Source organism: Streptomyces sp. S465, assembly GCF_026898115.1.
In the GTDB taxonomy this organism is placed as follows: Bacteria; Actinomycetota; Actinomycetes; order Streptomycetales; family Streptomycetaceae; genus Streptomyces; species Streptomyces luomodiensis.
Genome location: NZ_CP114036.1, coordinates 7878695 through 7894066, shown reverse-complemented (window position 1 = coordinate 7894066; position 15372 = coordinate 7878695). Strand labels below are relative to the sequence as shown.

The window sequence follows — 15372 nt, the reverse complement described above, 5'->3', positions numbered from 1 at the left end:
GTGGACCAGACGCGATCGACGCGCGATGCGCGGATGAAGTTCGAGTCGGCCGATCTGGCCGCTCGGGCCGTGGCGCTGCGGGGATGGGCGTACGCCGACGAGGGGCTGGACGTCGTCGGCTCGCTGCTGGGCGCGGGTCGTGGGCCCGGTGAGCAGGCCGCCGCACACGGTGCGTGGATCTCCGTGGAGAAGCCGGACCCGGCGCACGCCCTGGGACCGGTCCGTTCGGTGGTCGTCCTGACCACGACCGGCGATGCCACCGTGTCCATCGCCCACGGCGGCCAGGCGTGGCGGCCCGCCGCGGACGAGGAGCCGCCCGCGTGGACCGTGCGGCTGGGCGCCGGCGCCCAGGTCGTGGTCGACGGGCGCGCCGCCTACCGGGTCGACGAGGGTGAGGCCACTGCACTGCGCTGGACAGCCGCGTGACGCGAGGAGGCAGCAGATGATCACACTGGGTATCACGGGCAGCTTCGCCGACCTGGCCGGGACGTTCATGCCCGACGTACCGGAGTGGCTGTTCCACGACTCCGCCGCGGCCCTGGTGGTGGACGGGACGGTGGTCGCCGCGGTCGAGGAGGAACGTCTCAACCGGCTCAAGCACTCCAACCTGTTCCCCGCCTCGGCGGCGAAGGCTTGCCTGGAGCTGGCCGGCGTGCGCGCGGAGGACGTCGACGACGTGGCGTTCTTCTTCGGGGAGGACTACGCCAATCTGGAGGTCGGCCACGAGTACCTGAAGTTCCCCGATGTGCCCGTGCTCTCCGCGCGGGAGCTGCTGACGACGCGCCTCACCGAGGCGCTGGGACGGGAGTTCCAGCACGGTGACGTCCACTTCACCAAGCACCACCGCGCCCACGCGTTCGGCTCCTTCGCCGACTCGGGGTTCGACAGCGCGCTGGCGGTGGTCATCGACGGCAACGGCGAGGCCGAGGGTGTTTCGGTGTTCGACTGCGCCGACGGCGGCATGAAGCTGCTGCACAGCTACCCCGATCAGCACTCGCTGGGACATCTGTACCTGGCGCTGCTGCCGTTCCTCGGCTTCCGCCGCTTCGACGAGTACAAGGTCATGGGACTCGCGCCCTACGGTGACCCATCGGTGTACCGCGACTGCTTCCGCCCGTACTACGCACTGCTGGACGACGGCGGGTACACCATGAACAGCGGCGCCGTGGTGGAGCACCTGCTGCACGCCGGGTTCGCACCGCGCAGGCGCGGTGAGCCGATCCGGCAGCAGGACTCCGACCTGGCGGCGGCCCTCCAGGCGACGCTGGAGGAGGTGGAGCGCCATCTGCTGAGCCACTGGGCACGGCAGACCGGGGCTGCCCGGCTGTGTCTGTCCGGTGGCGTGGCCCACAACTCGACAGCCAACGGCCGCGTCCTCCAGTGGGGTCTGTTCGACGAGGTCTTCGTCCACCCGGCGTCGCACGACGCGGGCGCGTCGGCGGGTGCGGCACAGCACCGGCAGGCGGAGGTCACCGGCGGCCGCCGGGGCAAGGGGCTCGTCAACGCCTTCCTCGGGCCCGACCTGGGCGGCCCGGACGCGGTGCGGGCCGAACTGGCCGGGTGGCGCGCCTTCGTGGACGTGGAGGAGATCGCGCCGGGTGAGGAGGCGCGGTACGCGGCGTCGGCGGTCGCGTCCGGCCAGGTCGTGGGCTGGGCGCACGGGCGGTCCGAGTTCGGGCCGCGGGCCCTGGGCCACCGCAGCATCCTGGCCGATCCCCGCGACGCCGGCAGCCGCGACCGGGTCAACGCGATGATCAAGAAGCGGGAGGGGTTCCGGCCCTTCGCCCCCGCGGTCCTCGCCGAGTCCGCGCGCGAGGTGTTCGACCTCACCGCCACCAAGGCGCGCCTGGACTTCATGGGCTGCGTCGTGGACGTCCGCCCCGAATGGCGGGAGAAGCTGCCCGCCGTCACCCATGTGGACGGCAGCGCACGCGTGCAGACCGTGCACCGGGACACCAATCCGGTGATGTGGGAGCTGATCGACGGTTTCCGCGCGGCCACCGATGTGCCGGTGGTGCTGAACACGTCGTTCAACAACTTCGCCGAGCCGATCGTGCAGTCGGTGGGCGATGTGCTGCGGTGTCTGGTGACCACGACGCTCGACCTGGCCGTCGTGCCCGGCCACGCGGTCCGGCGCAAGCCCGGGTTCCGCGCCGTGCTCCACACCGCGGACGTGGTGCTCCACCCGGCGACCCGGCTGCGCGAGGTGGCGACGGCCGACGGCTCGGTGACCCGCGTCGTGTCGTTCCGTACCCAGGGGGCGAAGCCCGTCGCCGTGTCGGAGCCGGTGTTCGGCCTGCTCCGGGCGGCCGCGTCGGGGCCGACGTCGGCGGCGGCCCGCGGACTGCCCGCCGACGAGGAAACCCTGGACGCACTGCTCCTGCTGTGGGAGCACCGGGTCGTGGACTTCCGGGTCCGCTGACGCCTCGAGGAGGAACCATCGGGGGGCGTCCCGGCGGGACCGCCCCCCGATCCGCACCCCCGGGCCCCGATCCGGGCCCCAGGAAGGAGACACAGTGGCCGACCTGCGTTTCGACAGCGTCCGCCTCGACGTACGGGACATGGACGCCGCCGAGGCGTTCTACCGCGACGCCCTCGGCTTCGAGCGGGTGTTCCGCTACGACCTGCCGGACGGTGTCATCCAGATGATGGCGCCGGGCGGCCGGCCGCCCGGCGTCGAACTCACCATGCTGCGCGATCTCACCCCGGCCGCCAGCCCGACCGAGCACGTCGCGTTCCTGGCCGACGACGTGCCCTCATGGGTCGAGCGGGTCCGCCGTCTCGGCTACAAGGTGGAGCGGGAGCCGTTCTCCATCGAAGGGGAGACGATGGCGTTCGTCCTCGATCCGGACGGCCACCGGATCGAGTTGAAGCACTACAGCTGAGCGTCCCAGACGACGACGGGCTTGGCGGTGCGTCCCGCCGCCATGTCCCGGAACGTGGCCGTGCCGAAGTCCTCGGGCCGGACCGGGGTGGCCAGGGGGCGCGGATCGAGCACACCCGCGGCGAGCAGCCGCAGCACGGCGTGGAAGTCGGCCCGGAGCGCGCCGAGCGACCAGCTGAGCCGCAGCTCCTTGCCGAACGCCAGGCCGGCGTCCACCGTCAGCGTGCCGCTGTGCTGCGCCGCCACCAGGACGTGCCCGCCACGGGCGACCGCGTCCAGCGCGTCGTGGAAGCCCGCCGCCGTGCCGGACGCCTCCACCACGACCGGGAGCGCGCCGTCCGGGCGGCCGACCGGCAGGCCGAGGTCCGCCGCCAGGGCGGCGCGGACCGGTGCCGGGTCGACCACCGCCACCTCCAGTCCCCGGGCCCGCAGCAGCAGCGCCACCCCGAGTCCGATGGTGCCGGCGCCGAGCACCAGCGCCGGCCCGTCGCAGGTGACCTTGGCCGCCGCGTGGTGCGCGCAGGCCAGCGGTTCCACCAGGGCCGCGGACACCACGTCGACGCGGTCCGGCATCCGCAGCAGCGCCGTCCCCGGCACGGCCACGTACCGCGCCAGACCTCCCGAGCCGTAGGTGTGGCCCAGCAGCAGCAGCCGCTCGCAGTAGCTGGTCCGGCCGGCCGCGCACGGGCCGCAGGCGCCGCAGTGGAACGCCGGGTCGACCACCACGGGCGTCCCCACGGGCCACCCGTCCTCGCTGTGCACGACGGTGCCCGCGATCTCGTGGCCGGGCGAGGTGTCCGGCAGCGTGCCCGGCCGGTCCAGCCGCCCCCGGAAGTCGATGAGGTCGGTGCCGCAGACACCCGCGGCGGCCACCCGGAGCACCGTCCGCTCCGCGGGCACGGACCTCTGCCGTACGACGACCTCGCCCGCGGAGGTCAGGGTGTACGCGATCCCCTCGAAGCGCTCAGACACCGGCCACTCCCGCCTTCCGCAGTGCCTGGCGGGTCTCCGTCGCGTCGGTGAACCGGACGCCGATGCCGCCGAGCGCCGCCACCGCGTCGGTGTTGACGCCTTTGTCGTCCACCAGCAGCACGTCCCGCAGTGGCGTGTGCGTGGCGTCCGCCACCAGTTCGAAGAACCGGGGCGAGGGCTTGCGCACGCCCAGCCGGCACGAGGCGAAGACGCCCACGTCCAGTCCGTGCAGGTGGTCCCGTACCACCTCGTCGATCCAGTCGGCGTAGTTCGACCCGATCACCACCGTGTTGGCGACGGTGCAGTCGGACACCAGGTCGCGCATGCCGTCGATCCACGCGTAGCCCGCGCGGCGCACCCGGTGGAACTCCTCGACGTCCCAGTCCAGTCCGCTGTCGATGAGACTGCGCCAGTAGTCGGCCTCGGTGATCTCGCCCCGTTCCAGCCGGTGGTACACGCCGTCCGGGCGCACCGCCTCGAACTCGGCGAACGTCAGCCCGCACGCGGCCTCGTGAGCGCGCAGGAACGGATCGGTCAGCAAGGTGTCCATCAGGTCGAAGACGATGAGCACGGCTCTCCTCATGAGGGGTGTCGCAGGATGACCTTGATCGCGCGGTGGGCCCGGCGCGCGCGTGCGACGGCGAGCGCGCGCTCCACGTCGTCCGGGGCGAACGTGTGGGTGACGAGGTGGCGGCCCAGGTCCGGCGCCGCGGCGAGCAGGCGCACCGCCTCGTCGAGGGAGTCCGCCGCCTCGGGCGGGCGGGGGCTGGGGTCGGCGGCGTGTTCGAGGTGGCCGATCAGGGTCAGCCCCTTCAGCCACAGCGGGGTCAGGTCGGTGCAGTCGTCGGGGTTGCCCAGCGTCAGCACCGTGCCGCCCGCGCGGACCGCGCGCATCGCGGCGATCAGCGACGATGACGTGCCCCCCGCGTCCACCGCGAGCCCCGGCCCGTCGATGAGCACGTCGGCGCCGCGGGGCCGGGCGCCCGGGAGGTCGGCGGGTGTCCGCACCGGCTCCGCGCCCAGCGCGCGTGCCGCGTCCGCCTGGAAGTCGTGCCGTACCAGGGCGAAGCATCGGCTGCCGGGCAGGACGGACGCCACCGCCACCACGGTGAGCAGCCCCAGTGTGCCGCCGCCGACGATCACGACGTCGTCCCCGGCGTGGTGGCGCACCGAGCGCACCCCGGAGACGGCCACCGACAGCGGCTCGGCCAGGACGGCCGTGCGGTCGGGCAGGTCGGGTGGCAACGGCCGCACCATGGCGGGGTGGGCCCACACCCAGTCGGCCCATCCGCCGCCGAGGTCCGCGCTGAACCCGAGGGACTTGCTCCACCGCACGGTGGGCCGCCAGAAGGACGCGCACTGCCCGAACCGGCCGTTCCGGCACGCTGCGCACAGCGGCTCGTCGCGGGCGGCGCAGGTGACGAGCGGATGCACCACGACCCGCTCGCCGCTGCCGGGACCGTCGGCGAGCACGCCGACCATCTCGTGTCCCGGAACGACTCCGGCCGGGTCCACGGCGCCGTCCACCGGTGCCTCCGCCAGGCCGCGCAGATCGCTGCCGCAGATCCCGGCCGTGGTCACCCGGACGAGCCGCCACCGCGGTCCCGGCCGCGGTGGCACCGGGCCGTGGACGGTCCGCGGCCACCATGTGCCGTTCGGGGCGGGTGCCCGCACCACACGCCGCGCCCGCACCACACGCCGGCCGGTCACGGGACCGGCTGGGCGGTGGCGCCGGCGAAGGTGCGGTACAGCCGGTACGCGGCCGAGCGCACCTCCTCGACCGCCAGGCCGCGGGCCCGGGGCAGGACCGCGCCGGCCCTGCTCTGATCCGCGCACGTCCAGTACTGGTAACGGCCGCTCACCGGGTTGGGCACCAGGTGGACGGCGAGTCCGTCCTCACCGCGCAGCTCGCCGCACCAGCCCAGCAGCGTGGCGAAGCTCACCGGAACGCCCGATCCGAGGTTGTACACGCCCGGTGGCGGCGGTTGCCGGATCACGTCCAGCAGGGTGTCGACCACCGTCTCCACCGGTACGTAGTCCCGGCACGCCTCCAGTGTGTCGGCGAACAGCCGGAGCGGGACGCCCGCGGCGGCCTGCCGCAGCAGCTGGGAAATGATCGACGCCATGCTCCCCTTGCGTTCCTCGCCGGCGCCGAACACGTTGGTGTACCGGTAGCCGGACCACGCCGCGTCGTCGCCGAACCGCGCCGTCATCTCCTGGTCCAGGGTCAGTTTCGACCAGGCGTAGTCGTTGAGCGGGCCGGTGCAGCGGTCCGGGTCGGCCACGTCCTCCTCGACGACCGCGAACCGGCCGCGGATGGTGCCGTAGACGCTGTGCGAGGAGGCGTAGGCGAAGGGTGTCCCGGCGGCGGCGCACGCCTCGGCCAGGGCCAGCGGCTCGTCGACGTTCACCGCCCGCAGCAGGTCGCGGTCGGTTTCCAGGGTCGAGCTGATCCCTCCCTGGTGCAGCACCGCCCGGTACCGCCCGGCCCGCACATCGGCCAGCAGGCCGGCGTCGCCGGCGGTGGCCGGGACGACGCCGTCGGCGGCCGTGCTCTCCTCCCCGGCCGGCGCGGGGTCCAGCGCGGTCACGGTGAACCCCGCGCGGCGGCACGCCGCCGCGAGGTGGCCTCCGATGAACCCGGCCGCTCCGGTGACCAGAACCTCCCCGGTCATCGCATCGCCTCCGGGGAGGCGGTGCGCAGCAGTACCTCACGCACTTTGGCGGTCTTCGCCGCGGCCTCCTGCGCGGTGTCGCGCACGGTGACCTCGCCCAGGGTGCCCAGATAGCCGTCCACCACGCCCACGCTGAGCGCGACCGACCGGGACAGCAGGTCGTCGGTGCGCGGCAGGTCGCCGGGGGCGGCGTTGCGTATCCGTCGTTCGCCGCCTGCGTCGGTCCGGGTGAACTCGGCGTGCAGCTGGCCCGCGCGGGCGTAGTTGTGCTTGGTGGAGGCGTCCAGGGTGGACCCGCCCAGTTCGCGTGCGAACGCCGCCGCCCGCGCCGGATCCTCGAAGATCAGCACATGGGCCGTGCCGCACCAGCCCTCGTCGTGGATGACGCGGTGGCCGACGCCCGGCACACCGTCCAGCCCCTCGCGGACCACGGCCGCCAGTTCGCGGCAGTGTTCCAGTGCGCGGTCGAGCTTGCGCACCTGGGCCAGGCCCAGGGCGGCGGCCAGTTCGTGCATCCGCAGGTTGAGCCCCATCCGCGGGCCGTCCTCGACCAGGCCCGCCCGGTCCGGTGCGAACCCGTGGTCGTGGAAGGCGAACGCCTGCCGGTACACCTCCGGCGACTCGGTGACCAGCAGGCCACCGTCGCCCGTGGTCATCGTCTTGCCGGTGTTGAACGAGAAGGCGCCGGCCACGCCGATGGTGCCCAGCCGCCGGCCGCGGTACGTACCGCCGCACGCCTGCGCGCAGTCCTCCAGTACGGGTACGCCGTCCGCGACCGCGAGCAGCCGGTCCAGGTCGGCGGGGGCGCCGATCATGTGCACCGGCATGATCGCCTTGGTCCGTGGGGTGAGCTTCGCCGCGACGTCGTCCGGAGCCAGTGTCAGGCTCTCGTCGATCTCGGCCAGCACCGGCCGGGCACCGGTGAAGAGCACCGCCGCGATGGAGGCGATGAAGGTGTAGCCGGGCACGATCACCTCGTCCCCCGGTCCGACGCCCAGACCGGTCAGCCCGGCCACCAGCGCCGAGGTGCAGCTGTTCACGGCCAGCGCGTGCGGGCTGCCGAGCAGGGCGGCCATCTCCCGCTCGAACCGCATCGTCTTGGACACGGCCGACTCGTCGCCGAACCGGTAGCGGCTGAGGTGGCCTTCTCGTAACGCCTCGACGACCTCGCGCTCCTCGGCGTCGTCGATCAGGTACCAGCCTGGACCGGGCACCGCGGCCCTCCGTTCTCTCGACTCACTCGACGTGTCCTGAAACGTGCCGGCTGATGGGTTACGGCCGCGTGGCCACGGAGCGGCGTGGCCGGCCGGCTCACACCCGGCTCCCGCTGTCGTGGATGCGGGAGATCATGCTGGTGGTGGAGCGGCCCTCGACATAGGGCACGATCACCGTGCGGCCGCCCCACTCGGCGACCAGCGCGGCCTCGGCCACGTCCTCCACGCGGTAGTCGCCGCCCTTGACGTAGATGTCCGGCCTGATGATTTTGAGGACCTCCTCCGGTGTGTCCTCGCCGAACAGCACCACCGCGTCCACCGAGCCGAGCGAGGCCAGCACCGCGGCGCGGTCCTGCTGCGGCACCACCGGCCGGGTCTCGCCCTTGAGCCTGCGCACCGAGTTGTCGTCGTTCAGGCACACCACCAGGCATCCGCCGAGCCGGCGCGCCTGGTCCAGCAGGGCGATGTGGCCGGGGTGGATCAGGTCGAAGCAGCCGCCCGCGGCCACCACCTCCTCGCCCCGCGCCCGCACCCGCGCCAGCAGGGCCGTCAGGTCGCTCTCCGCCGTGCCGCGCTCCGTCCCACCCGGCCGCGCCGGCTCCGGAGCGGTGTCGGACACCAGCGCCGACGCACCGCCCGCCGCCACGAACTCGGTCGCCGTGCCGACGGCCGCGGTGACCGCCTCGGCGGGCAGCGCCCGGTCGGCGAGGAGCGAGGCCACCGCGACGGCGAACCGGTCGCCCGCGCCGCAGGTGTCGGCCGCGGTGACCGGGGCGCCGGGCACCACCAGCGGGGCACCGTCGCGGGACTCCAGCAGCACCGCCCCGTTGCCGCCGCGGGTGATCACCACGCCGCCCGCCCGCCACCGGTCCAGCAGTGTGCCGGCCCGGTCGACGTCGCCCACCAGGCCCGTGCCGGTTCCGCCCGCGAAGTGGGCGGCCTCCTGGGAGTTGGGGGTGACCAGCCGGACACCGGACACCGGTTCGGCGCCGCGCGGGTGCGGATCCCATACGACGGGTGTCCGGGGCGCGGCGGCGGTCAGCGCCGCGCGCACGGACTCGTCGAACGTGACCCCGCGCCCGTAGTCGGACACCAGCACCGCGGCGGCGCCGAGCAGCAGATCCCGCTCGGCCTCGGTCAGCCGGCGGCGTAATCGGACCCTGCGGTCGGAGGCGCGGCTGAGCATCAGCAGTGAGCGGTCCTCCGTCCGCACCCGGGACTTGACCGGGGTGGTGCCGTCGGCGCCGAGGTCGATCACGTGCACATCGTGCGCGCGCAGCAAGTCGGCCAGCTCGCCGCCTTCCTGATCCGCCGACAGGGCCGTGACCAGCACCACCGGCCGGTCGTCACGGGCGGCGAGCAGCGCCGCGAGGCCGGCGCCACCGGGGCGCGCCCGCACCTGCGCGTTGTCCACTGTCGGCACGGGCGCCTCGGGCGACAGCCGCCGCACCACGCCCACGATGTCGTGGTCGAGCAGCGCGTCGCCCACCACCACCAGGGGCGCCGGACCGTCCCGGCGCCGCTCGGGCGCACGGCTGGACGCGCCGAGCGCCACGTCCACCTCCGCGCACAGCACATGCACGGCGACCAGGTGGCACTCCTGGATGGTCGCCGTGCCCTCCGCCCGCACCGCCAGCACCTCGTCGCACAGCTCCGCCAGCGGGTTGGGTTCGGGCCCGGTCATGCCCCATACGGTCAGCCCGGCCTCGTGGGCGGCCCGTGCCGCGCACAGCAGGTTCTCGCTGCGCCCGGACGTGGACAGCACCACCAGGACGTCGCCGGGCCTGCCGTGCGCCCGGACCTGGCGGGCGAACACCTCGTCGAAGCCGTAGTCGTTGCCGATGGCGGTGACGCTGGAGGTCTCGGCGTGCAGCGCGATGGCCGACAGCGGTTCGCGTTCGTCCCGCAGCCTGCCCACCAGCTCCGAGGTCAGGTGCTGGGCCTCGGCGGCCGATCCGCCGTTGCCCGCGGCCAGCAGCCGCCCGCCACTGCCCAGCACGTGCGCCAGCGACCTGCCCCAGCTCTCCAGCAGGGGCAGGTCGAGACCGGCCAGCGAGCGCCGGAGCCTGGCCACGTGCTGGGGGCCGGTTTCCATGTGGTTCATGTGCCCCCTCCCATCGAGGCGCGCGCGGGCTCGACGCCCCGCTCGCGGATTTCGGTGATCGTCAGGACGCGGTCCGGTGTGCCCGCCGAGGTGGCGTGGCGCACCTCACCGCAGAAGACCCGGCAGCCGCCCGCGACGCAGGACGCGGTGACGGCCACCTCCAGCACGCCCACCACGCCGCCGAGGACCGGTGCGCCCAGGGCGCCCGCCGACCACGGCACCCTGGCGAACCGGTCCCCGTCCGCGGCGAACACCCGCGCGGTGGCCAGGTCGTCGGCGGCCAGCACATGCAGCGCGGCGACGCCGCTGCCCGCCACCGCGCGCTCGGTGCGCGAGCCCGCGGTGAGCGCGAACGCCACCACACCCGCGTCGTAGCCGACCGGCATGACGGAGCCGACGAGGCATCCGCGCGGCTCGTCGCCGTCCCGGCTGGTGACCACCACACAGCTGGTGAGGAGGGTGTCGAGGAGGGCGTCGCCGGTCATCCCCGCTCCCCCAGCACATCCGGGACAACATCGGCCACCCGGGTGCGGAACAGCGCGTTGCCGCCGGGCCACACCTCCGGGTTGCCGGGGTCGACGCCGGCCTCCGCGGCGCGCGAGGCGAGGAACGCGGCGCTGGGCACCAGCAGCTCCACCGGCGCCCAGGAGTCGTCGCACCCGGCCTGCCACACCGTGGCCTCGACCGCCGGCGGGAGCGAGTCGACCGTGCCGCGCACCAGTGGCGCCCAGCGCCGCTCGGCCAGCACCAGCACGCTCGTCGACCCGGCGTTGCGGTAGAGGCCGACGTGCCGGCCGTGGCCGAGGTTGCGCAGATCGCTGATGGTGACCGACCCCAGTCCCGCCTCCATGACCCGCGTTTCCAGGTCCACCGCGACATTGCGCAGACCGGGTGTGTAGAGGCAGAGCAGGCGCGGCCGGGTGGTGTCCGCGTCCGCGCGCAGGAGTCCGCCCACGACCCAGCGCGCCACCACCTCGTCCGGGTCCGGCGCGCCCTCGTCAGCTCCCAGCAGGGTCAGCGCGCCCAGGCTCAGGCTGAGCACCGAGTTGGTCGCGATCCATCCGTCGCGTCCCGGCCGGGGCGCGGACACGATCGCCAACCGGTCCGTCAGACGGTCCCGCAGCTCCTCGGCGGTCCGGTTCGACAGCACCACGGCGCGGGCCCGGCCGGCCGCGGCGAGGTCGGCCGCCAGCAGGGCGTCGGGGTGGCTCATGCTGTCGGAGATCACCACCACGGTGCCGAACTCCACCGGCGACAGGGCGAACTCCACCGGCGTGAGCACGGCTGCCGGCTGCCGCCACCGGCGCTCGTAGGCCGCGGCGGCCAGGTGCGCCACCGCGAGCGAGCCGCCCGAGGCGACGAACGCCGCCGGGCCGCCCAGCCGCCCGGTCAGCGCGCCGAGTTCCGCCTCGCCCCGCCACCGCTGCCAGGCGCGCCAGGTGGCGCCGAGGGTGGCGATCTCCTCTTCGTAGGTACGATCCACTGGTCCTCCCGGACAGCTCCCCGAGTACGGCGGGATCGGCGCGTCAGGGCGTGCCGGCGCCGCGGTCGACGGCGGTGGCCCCGCTGCTGGAGACGGCCTGATCGGTCATGTGTGCTGCTCCTCGTGGTGGGTGCCGGTCGGCTTCTCCTGCCTGTGGTCGACGTCCGCCCTCGGGTCGCACGTCAGGCCGTGGCTGATCTGCAACCTCGCCAGGAGTTGCGGCCCGCCGTCCTGGGCGCCGCGGAACTCGGCGTCCAGCCAGGTGCGGTAGTCGCGGGTGTAGCGCTCCTCGAAGATGCGTCGGGACAGCCGGAATCCCAGCGGGCGTCCCACCGCCTTGGCGGCGTAGAAGGTGTCGAAGCACAGCGCGCAGTCGCCGCACCACGGCGCGGCGCCGGTGCGGCCGCAGCCCTCCAGCTGGTGCTCGGCGCCCGGTGGCAGCGCGGCCAGCAGCCGCTCGCGGGTGAGGTCGCCGCAGACCGTGCGCAGCCGCAGCGCCGGGTGGAACTCGTTCCACCGCGCGAGGAACTCCAGGTCCGCGTCGAGGTCCGTCGGGCCGGGCGGGCCGGCGGGCGCGGCCAGGGCGGCGCGCCGGGCGACACCGACGTAGGAGCACGCCGCGCCGCGGTGCGCCGACAGTACGGCGAGGGTGAACAGCAGCGGCGCGCCACCGCGGTGCGGTTCGACCTCGGCCGCGAAGCTGCGGTAGCTCAGTCGCGTGGGCGAGAGGTGGTTCACCAGCAGGTCGGTGTAGGCCGAGGCGAGACCGCCCGAGCACCACTGCGCGACCTCCCCGGTGGGTTCGGGGAACGCCAGGCCCGCGGCGGGGCCGGCCTCGACGCGGACCTCGCCGCCCCGCAGCCACCCCGCGTACCAGGACCAGAACGGGGTCCCCGCGTCCGCGGGCACCACCAGCCGCTCGCACTCCGGCGACACCAGTTCGCGGCGCAGGCGGAAGTAGGTCGCCGCGGCGGTGGCGGTGACGCCCGCGCCGGTTGCCGTCATGGTCATCACCGGTTGGTGAGGTAGGCCACGGACACGGCGAGCTGGTCGGCGAGGAGTTCGGGCTGGCAGTGCGGTTCCAGCGTGAACGGTCCGGCGTAGCCCGCGCCCTCCAGCCGGTCGAGCACGTCGTCCCAGGGCACCTCGCCGGTGCCCAGCTCGACGGTCTGGTAGGTGTGGTCGCCGTCGGTGTAGGTGTTCCAGCCCGCCGCCGCGCCGTCGTGTCCAGGTCCGACCGTGATCACGTCCTTGACGTGTACGTATCCGACGTGCGGCGCGAGCAGCGCGGCCGCCTTGGCGACCTCCTCGCCCGCGCAGGCGAAGTTCGCCGCGTCGAAGTTGAGCCGGAACGCGGGGTGGTCGATGACCTCGGCCAGGTGCAGCAGCGACGCGGCCCGCCGGGAGATGTCGTAGTGCTCGGGGTCGTGCCCGAAGCCGTCGAACTCGTTCTCCAGCACGATCAGCACGCCCGCTTCCGCCGCCTGGTCCAGCAGCGGGGCGACCAGCCCCGCGTAGGTGCGGGCGGCGTGGCGGTCGTCGCCGTCGCCACCGTGGCCGAAGTAGGTGTTGACGCGTCCCGCGCCCAGCTCATGTGCGATCCGGATGCTCGATTCGATGAGCCGGCGCCCGGTGCCGGTCTCCTCCCCGTGCAGATAACTGGGCGAGGACACGCAGGCCACCCGCACCCCGACGGCCCGCAGCGCCGCGCCTACCTCCGCCGCGTCGTCCTCGGTCACCTGCCACGGCGACCACAGCTCCAGTGCGGACACGCCGAGGTCCCGCAGCACCGTCAGCCGGTCGAGTGAGTCCACCAGCGGTCCTGTTCCGACGAACTCCGGTGCGGCGACGGTCAGTTCACGGGATGGCATGGGTACTCCCTCACTGCGCGGGAAGGACATTCCGCACGGCTTTCGCGATCACTTCGGGGGGCAGGTCCAGATGGCACGGCGCGTCGCAGGTGTCGTAGTGACGGGTGCAGTTGCCCTGGAGCGGTCGCTGGTTCGGGCAGCGCGCGCCCACCGCGCTCTGTACGGCCACGGCGGTGCGGGAGCGGGGCCGCCACACCCGTGCGTCGGTCGACAGGAAAACGGACACCACCGGGGTGCCGCACGCCGCGGCGACGTGGCCGACGCCGGTGTCGTTGGCCACGAGCACCGACAGCGTGCTCAGCCGCGCCACGAGTTCGCGCACGTTTCCCGCCGGGGCGAGGACCAGGCGGTGCCGCGGGACCACCGCCGCCAGCCGCTCGGCCAGATCGAGCGTGAGATCGAGCTCATCACCGCCGGAGCCGCTCAGCACTACGAACGTCACATCGTCCGCCGCCAGTTCGCGGGCCAGGCCCAGCCACCGGTCGGTCGGCCAGCGCTTGGCGGTCGAGCTGGCGCTGCTGAACAAGCCGACGAGCCGCTGGTCGCGGTGTCCGCGAGGGGGCGGTGCCGGTCCGCGAAGCCACTCGTCGGGTGCGGGCGCCACCGTGAGCCCGGCGGCGGCGAGCACCGTCGTCATGCGCTCCCGGACGTGCAGCGGGCCCACGTCGTCCACCTCGTACAGATCGTGCCAGCGCAGCCGGAGCCCGTTCCGCCCGCACCAGTCGCGGAACTGCGCGTACCGCCCGTCGACGGCGAGGTCGGGATTGCGGAAGTTCACCACAGTGTCCAATCGGTGTCGTTCGATGAACTCCGCGATGTCCGTCCAGTCCGAGCGGTCGAACCGTCGCCACCGCGACGGCGCCAGACCGACCAGGCCACGCAGGCCGGCGGCGTCCAGCAGTTCCGGGTCGCGCAGCAGGGCGTTCTCCAGGTAGGTGTAGCGGACCCGCGGATTCGCCTCCTCCATGCCGCGCAGCACCGGCACTGCCAGACAGGCGCTGCCCAAACCAGTGAAGTCGACGACGTACAGGCGGCCCGCCGCGGGCTCAGTCGACAAAGTCGATCTTGTCGAAATCGAGGGTGTGCATGCCCTCGCTCTGCTTCATCAGCAGATAGTCATAGGCCCGCCGGCTCACCTGGTAGGACATCGCCACCTGGTCGACTATGCGGTACCCCAGTTTCTCCATCGCCCCGCGCTTGCTGGGATTGTTCGACAGCAGGGTGACGTTCTTGGACACTTTGAGATCTTTCATCGCCACTGCTGCCAGTGAGTAGTCGCGCAGGTCGCGTGGCAGGCCGAGCGAGGAATACGCCTGGTAGGAATTGATGCCCTCCAAGCGCTGCCGCTCCATGCCGCGGATCTTGAGGTCCAGCCCGGCGCCGCGGCCCTCCTGATACAGGTAGACCACGAGGCCCGCGCCGCGCCGGTTGATCTCGTCGAGGGCGGTGGCCAATTGCGGCCCGCAGTCACAGTCGCAGGCGAGTAATGCCTCGCCGAAGACGCACGACGAGTGAAGCCGAACGGCTGTGCCGTCCTTTCCGAGCTCACCCTGAGAGATGGAGAGGCACCGCTCCGGGCCGTCCGCGCCGTGCGTGGCGACATCGAAGGTGCCGTGTGCGGTTTGCAGGACGGTACTGGCCAGTATCACTGATCATCTCCTGACGATGCGTACGAGCCGTGCCCGGCCGGATGCGCGCGTGCGAGTGCGGTTCGTCGAGTCACCGGCCGACGAAATCGTTGAACTCCACCAGATGCCCGTCGGGATCGCGGACGAAGGCGACGGTCTCGTCACCGATCTGCCACGGTTCCCTCTCCACCTCGTAGCCGAGAGCGCGGACGCGTTCCAGCAGGCCGCGGACGTCGTCGACGGCGAACGCCAGGTGTTCCGTCGCACTCGGGCGGGGCTCCAGCCCGTGCTCGAACCACAGCTCGACTCCGGGTGGTGCTCCGCCGGGACCCATCTGCAGGATGACACCATTCTCGGTTTCATACCGGACGATCCGCCGCAGTCCCAATGCCTCCGAGTAGAACCGTTCGGCCCGGTCGATGTCTTTGACATCGACCCGAAGGTGGTCGAGACGCACTCCTACCACGGGATTCCCCCCTCGGACGGCTGCGTTGAGGCTAGGGGCAATCTTTATGAGCGGTGATGTGCGCGTCTAGGGCGG

16 protein-coding genes and 1 pseudogene are annotated in these 15372 nt (G+C 73.3%); 3 read left to right on the top strand and 14 right to left on the bottom strand.

All coding sequences use genetic code 11. The annotated features are described in order from the left end of the window. The 3 genes from N6H00_RS33575 to N6H00_RS33565 all read left to right on the top strand — a co-directional run bounded on the left by N6H00_RS33575 (window position 1) and on the right by N6H00_RS33565 (window position 2885). Complete coding sequence (locus tag N6H00_RS33575; RefSeq protein ID WP_268975597.1) at window positions 1–426, top strand: hypothetical protein; 426 nt, start codon at window positions 1–3, stop codon at window positions 424–426. Window positions 427–442: 16 nt separating this feature from the next. Then, complete coding sequence (locus N6H00_RS33570; protein ID WP_268975596.1) at window positions 443–2422, top strand: carbamoyltransferase family protein; 1980 nt, start codon at window positions 443–445, stop codon at window positions 2420–2422. 94 nt (window positions 2423–2516) lie between these two features. Beyond that, complete coding sequence (locus tag N6H00_RS33565; RefSeq protein ID WP_268975595.1) at window positions 2517–2885, top strand: VOC family protein; 369 nt, start codon at window positions 2517–2519, stop codon at window positions 2883–2885. Here N6H00_RS33565 and N6H00_RS33560 read toward each other — a convergent pair. The 14 genes and pseudogenes from N6H00_RS33560 to N6H00_RS33495 form a co-directional block, all read right to left on the bottom strand. Further along, complete coding sequence (locus N6H00_RS33560) at window positions 2876–3856, bottom strand: zinc-dependent alcohol dehydrogenase (RefSeq protein WP_268975594.1); 981 nt, start codon at window positions 3854–3856, stop codon at window positions 2876–2878. The genes N6H00_RS33565 and N6H00_RS33560 overlap by 10 nt on opposite strands. Further along, window positions 3849–4427, bottom strand: a complete 579-nt coding sequence (locus N6H00_RS33555) for a hypothetical protein (RefSeq protein WP_268975593.1) — start codon at window positions 4425–4427, stop codon at window positions 3849–3851. Before N6H00_RS33555 ends, N6H00_RS33560 begins: the two co-directional genes overlap by 8 nt. 8 nt (window positions 4428–4435) lie before the next feature. Beyond that, window positions 4436–5476, bottom strand: a complete 1041-nt coding sequence (locus tag N6H00_RS33550) for a zinc-dependent alcohol dehydrogenase (protein ID WP_268975592.1) — start codon at window positions 5474–5476, stop codon at window positions 4436–4438. An 86-nt stretch (window positions 5477–5562) separates the two neighbouring features. Then, window positions 5563–6531: an NAD-dependent epimerase/dehydratase family protein gene (locus tag N6H00_RS33545; protein ID WP_268975591.1), complete on the bottom strand. Its 969-nt coding sequence runs from the start codon at window positions 6529–6531 to the stop codon at window positions 5563–5565. Further along, window positions 6528–7745 carry a DegT/DnrJ/EryC1/StrS family aminotransferase gene (locus N6H00_RS33540; protein WP_268975590.1) on the bottom strand — a complete coding sequence of 406 codons (1218 nt, stop codon included), beginning with the start codon at window positions 7743–7745 and terminating at the stop codon, window positions 6528–6530. Before N6H00_RS33540 ends, N6H00_RS33545 begins: the two co-directional genes overlap by 4 nt. A 97-nt stretch (window positions 7746–7842) precedes the next feature. After that, on the bottom strand, window positions 7843–9300 hold the full coding sequence (gene rfaE2 / locus N6H00_RS33535; protein ID WP_268977215.1) for a D-glycero-beta-D-manno-heptose 1-phosphate adenylyltransferase: 1458 nt from the start codon (window positions 9298–9300) through the stop codon (window positions 7843–7845). Beyond that, window positions 9277–9849 (bottom strand): annotated as a pseudogene (locus N6H00_RS33530) (D-sedoheptulose-7-phosphate isomerase); the annotation flags it as partial. The gene rfaE2 and the pseudogene N6H00_RS33530, both read right to left, overlap by 24 nt. Further along, complete coding sequence (locus N6H00_RS33525; RefSeq protein ID WP_268975589.1) at window positions 9846–10334, bottom strand: flavin reductase family protein; 489 nt, start codon at window positions 10332–10334, stop codon at window positions 9846–9848. The pseudogene N6H00_RS33530 and the gene N6H00_RS33525, both read right to left, overlap by 4 nt. Further along, window positions 10331–11332, bottom strand: a complete 1002-nt coding sequence (locus N6H00_RS33520; protein ID WP_268975588.1) for a hypothetical protein — start codon at window positions 11330–11332, stop codon at window positions 10331–10333. Before N6H00_RS33520 ends, N6H00_RS33525 begins: the two co-directional genes overlap by 4 nt. Window positions 11333–11437: 105 nt before the next feature. Beyond that, on the bottom strand, window positions 11438–12343 hold the full coding sequence (locus N6H00_RS33515) for a hypothetical protein (protein WP_268975587.1): 906 nt from the start codon (window positions 12341–12343) through the stop codon (window positions 11438–11440). After that, entirely contained in the window at window positions 12343–13203 is an 861-nt protein-coding gene (locus N6H00_RS33510; RefSeq protein WP_268975585.1) for a sugar phosphate isomerase/epimerase family protein, read from the bottom strand. The genes N6H00_RS33515 and N6H00_RS33510 overlap by 1 nt, the downstream gene beginning before the upstream one ends. A gap of 10 nt (window positions 13204–13213) precedes the next feature. After that, window positions 13214–14260, bottom strand: coding sequence for a glycosyltransferase family 9 protein (locus N6H00_RS33505; RefSeq protein WP_268975584.1), 1047 nt, complete (start codon window positions 14258–14260; stop codon window positions 13214–13216). Beyond that, complete coding sequence (locus N6H00_RS33500; protein WP_268975583.1) at window positions 14250–14852, bottom strand: GTP cyclohydrolase II; 603 nt, start codon at window positions 14850–14852, stop codon at window positions 14250–14252. The genes N6H00_RS33505 and N6H00_RS33500 overlap by 11 nt, the downstream gene beginning before the upstream one ends. Window positions 14853–14922: 70 nt before the next feature. Next, window positions 14923–15297 (bottom strand): VOC family protein, encoded by a 375-nt coding sequence (locus N6H00_RS33495; protein WP_268975582.1) that lies wholly within the window; start codon window positions 15295–15297, stop codon window positions 14923–14925. Window positions 15298–15372 lie beyond the last annotated feature (75 nt).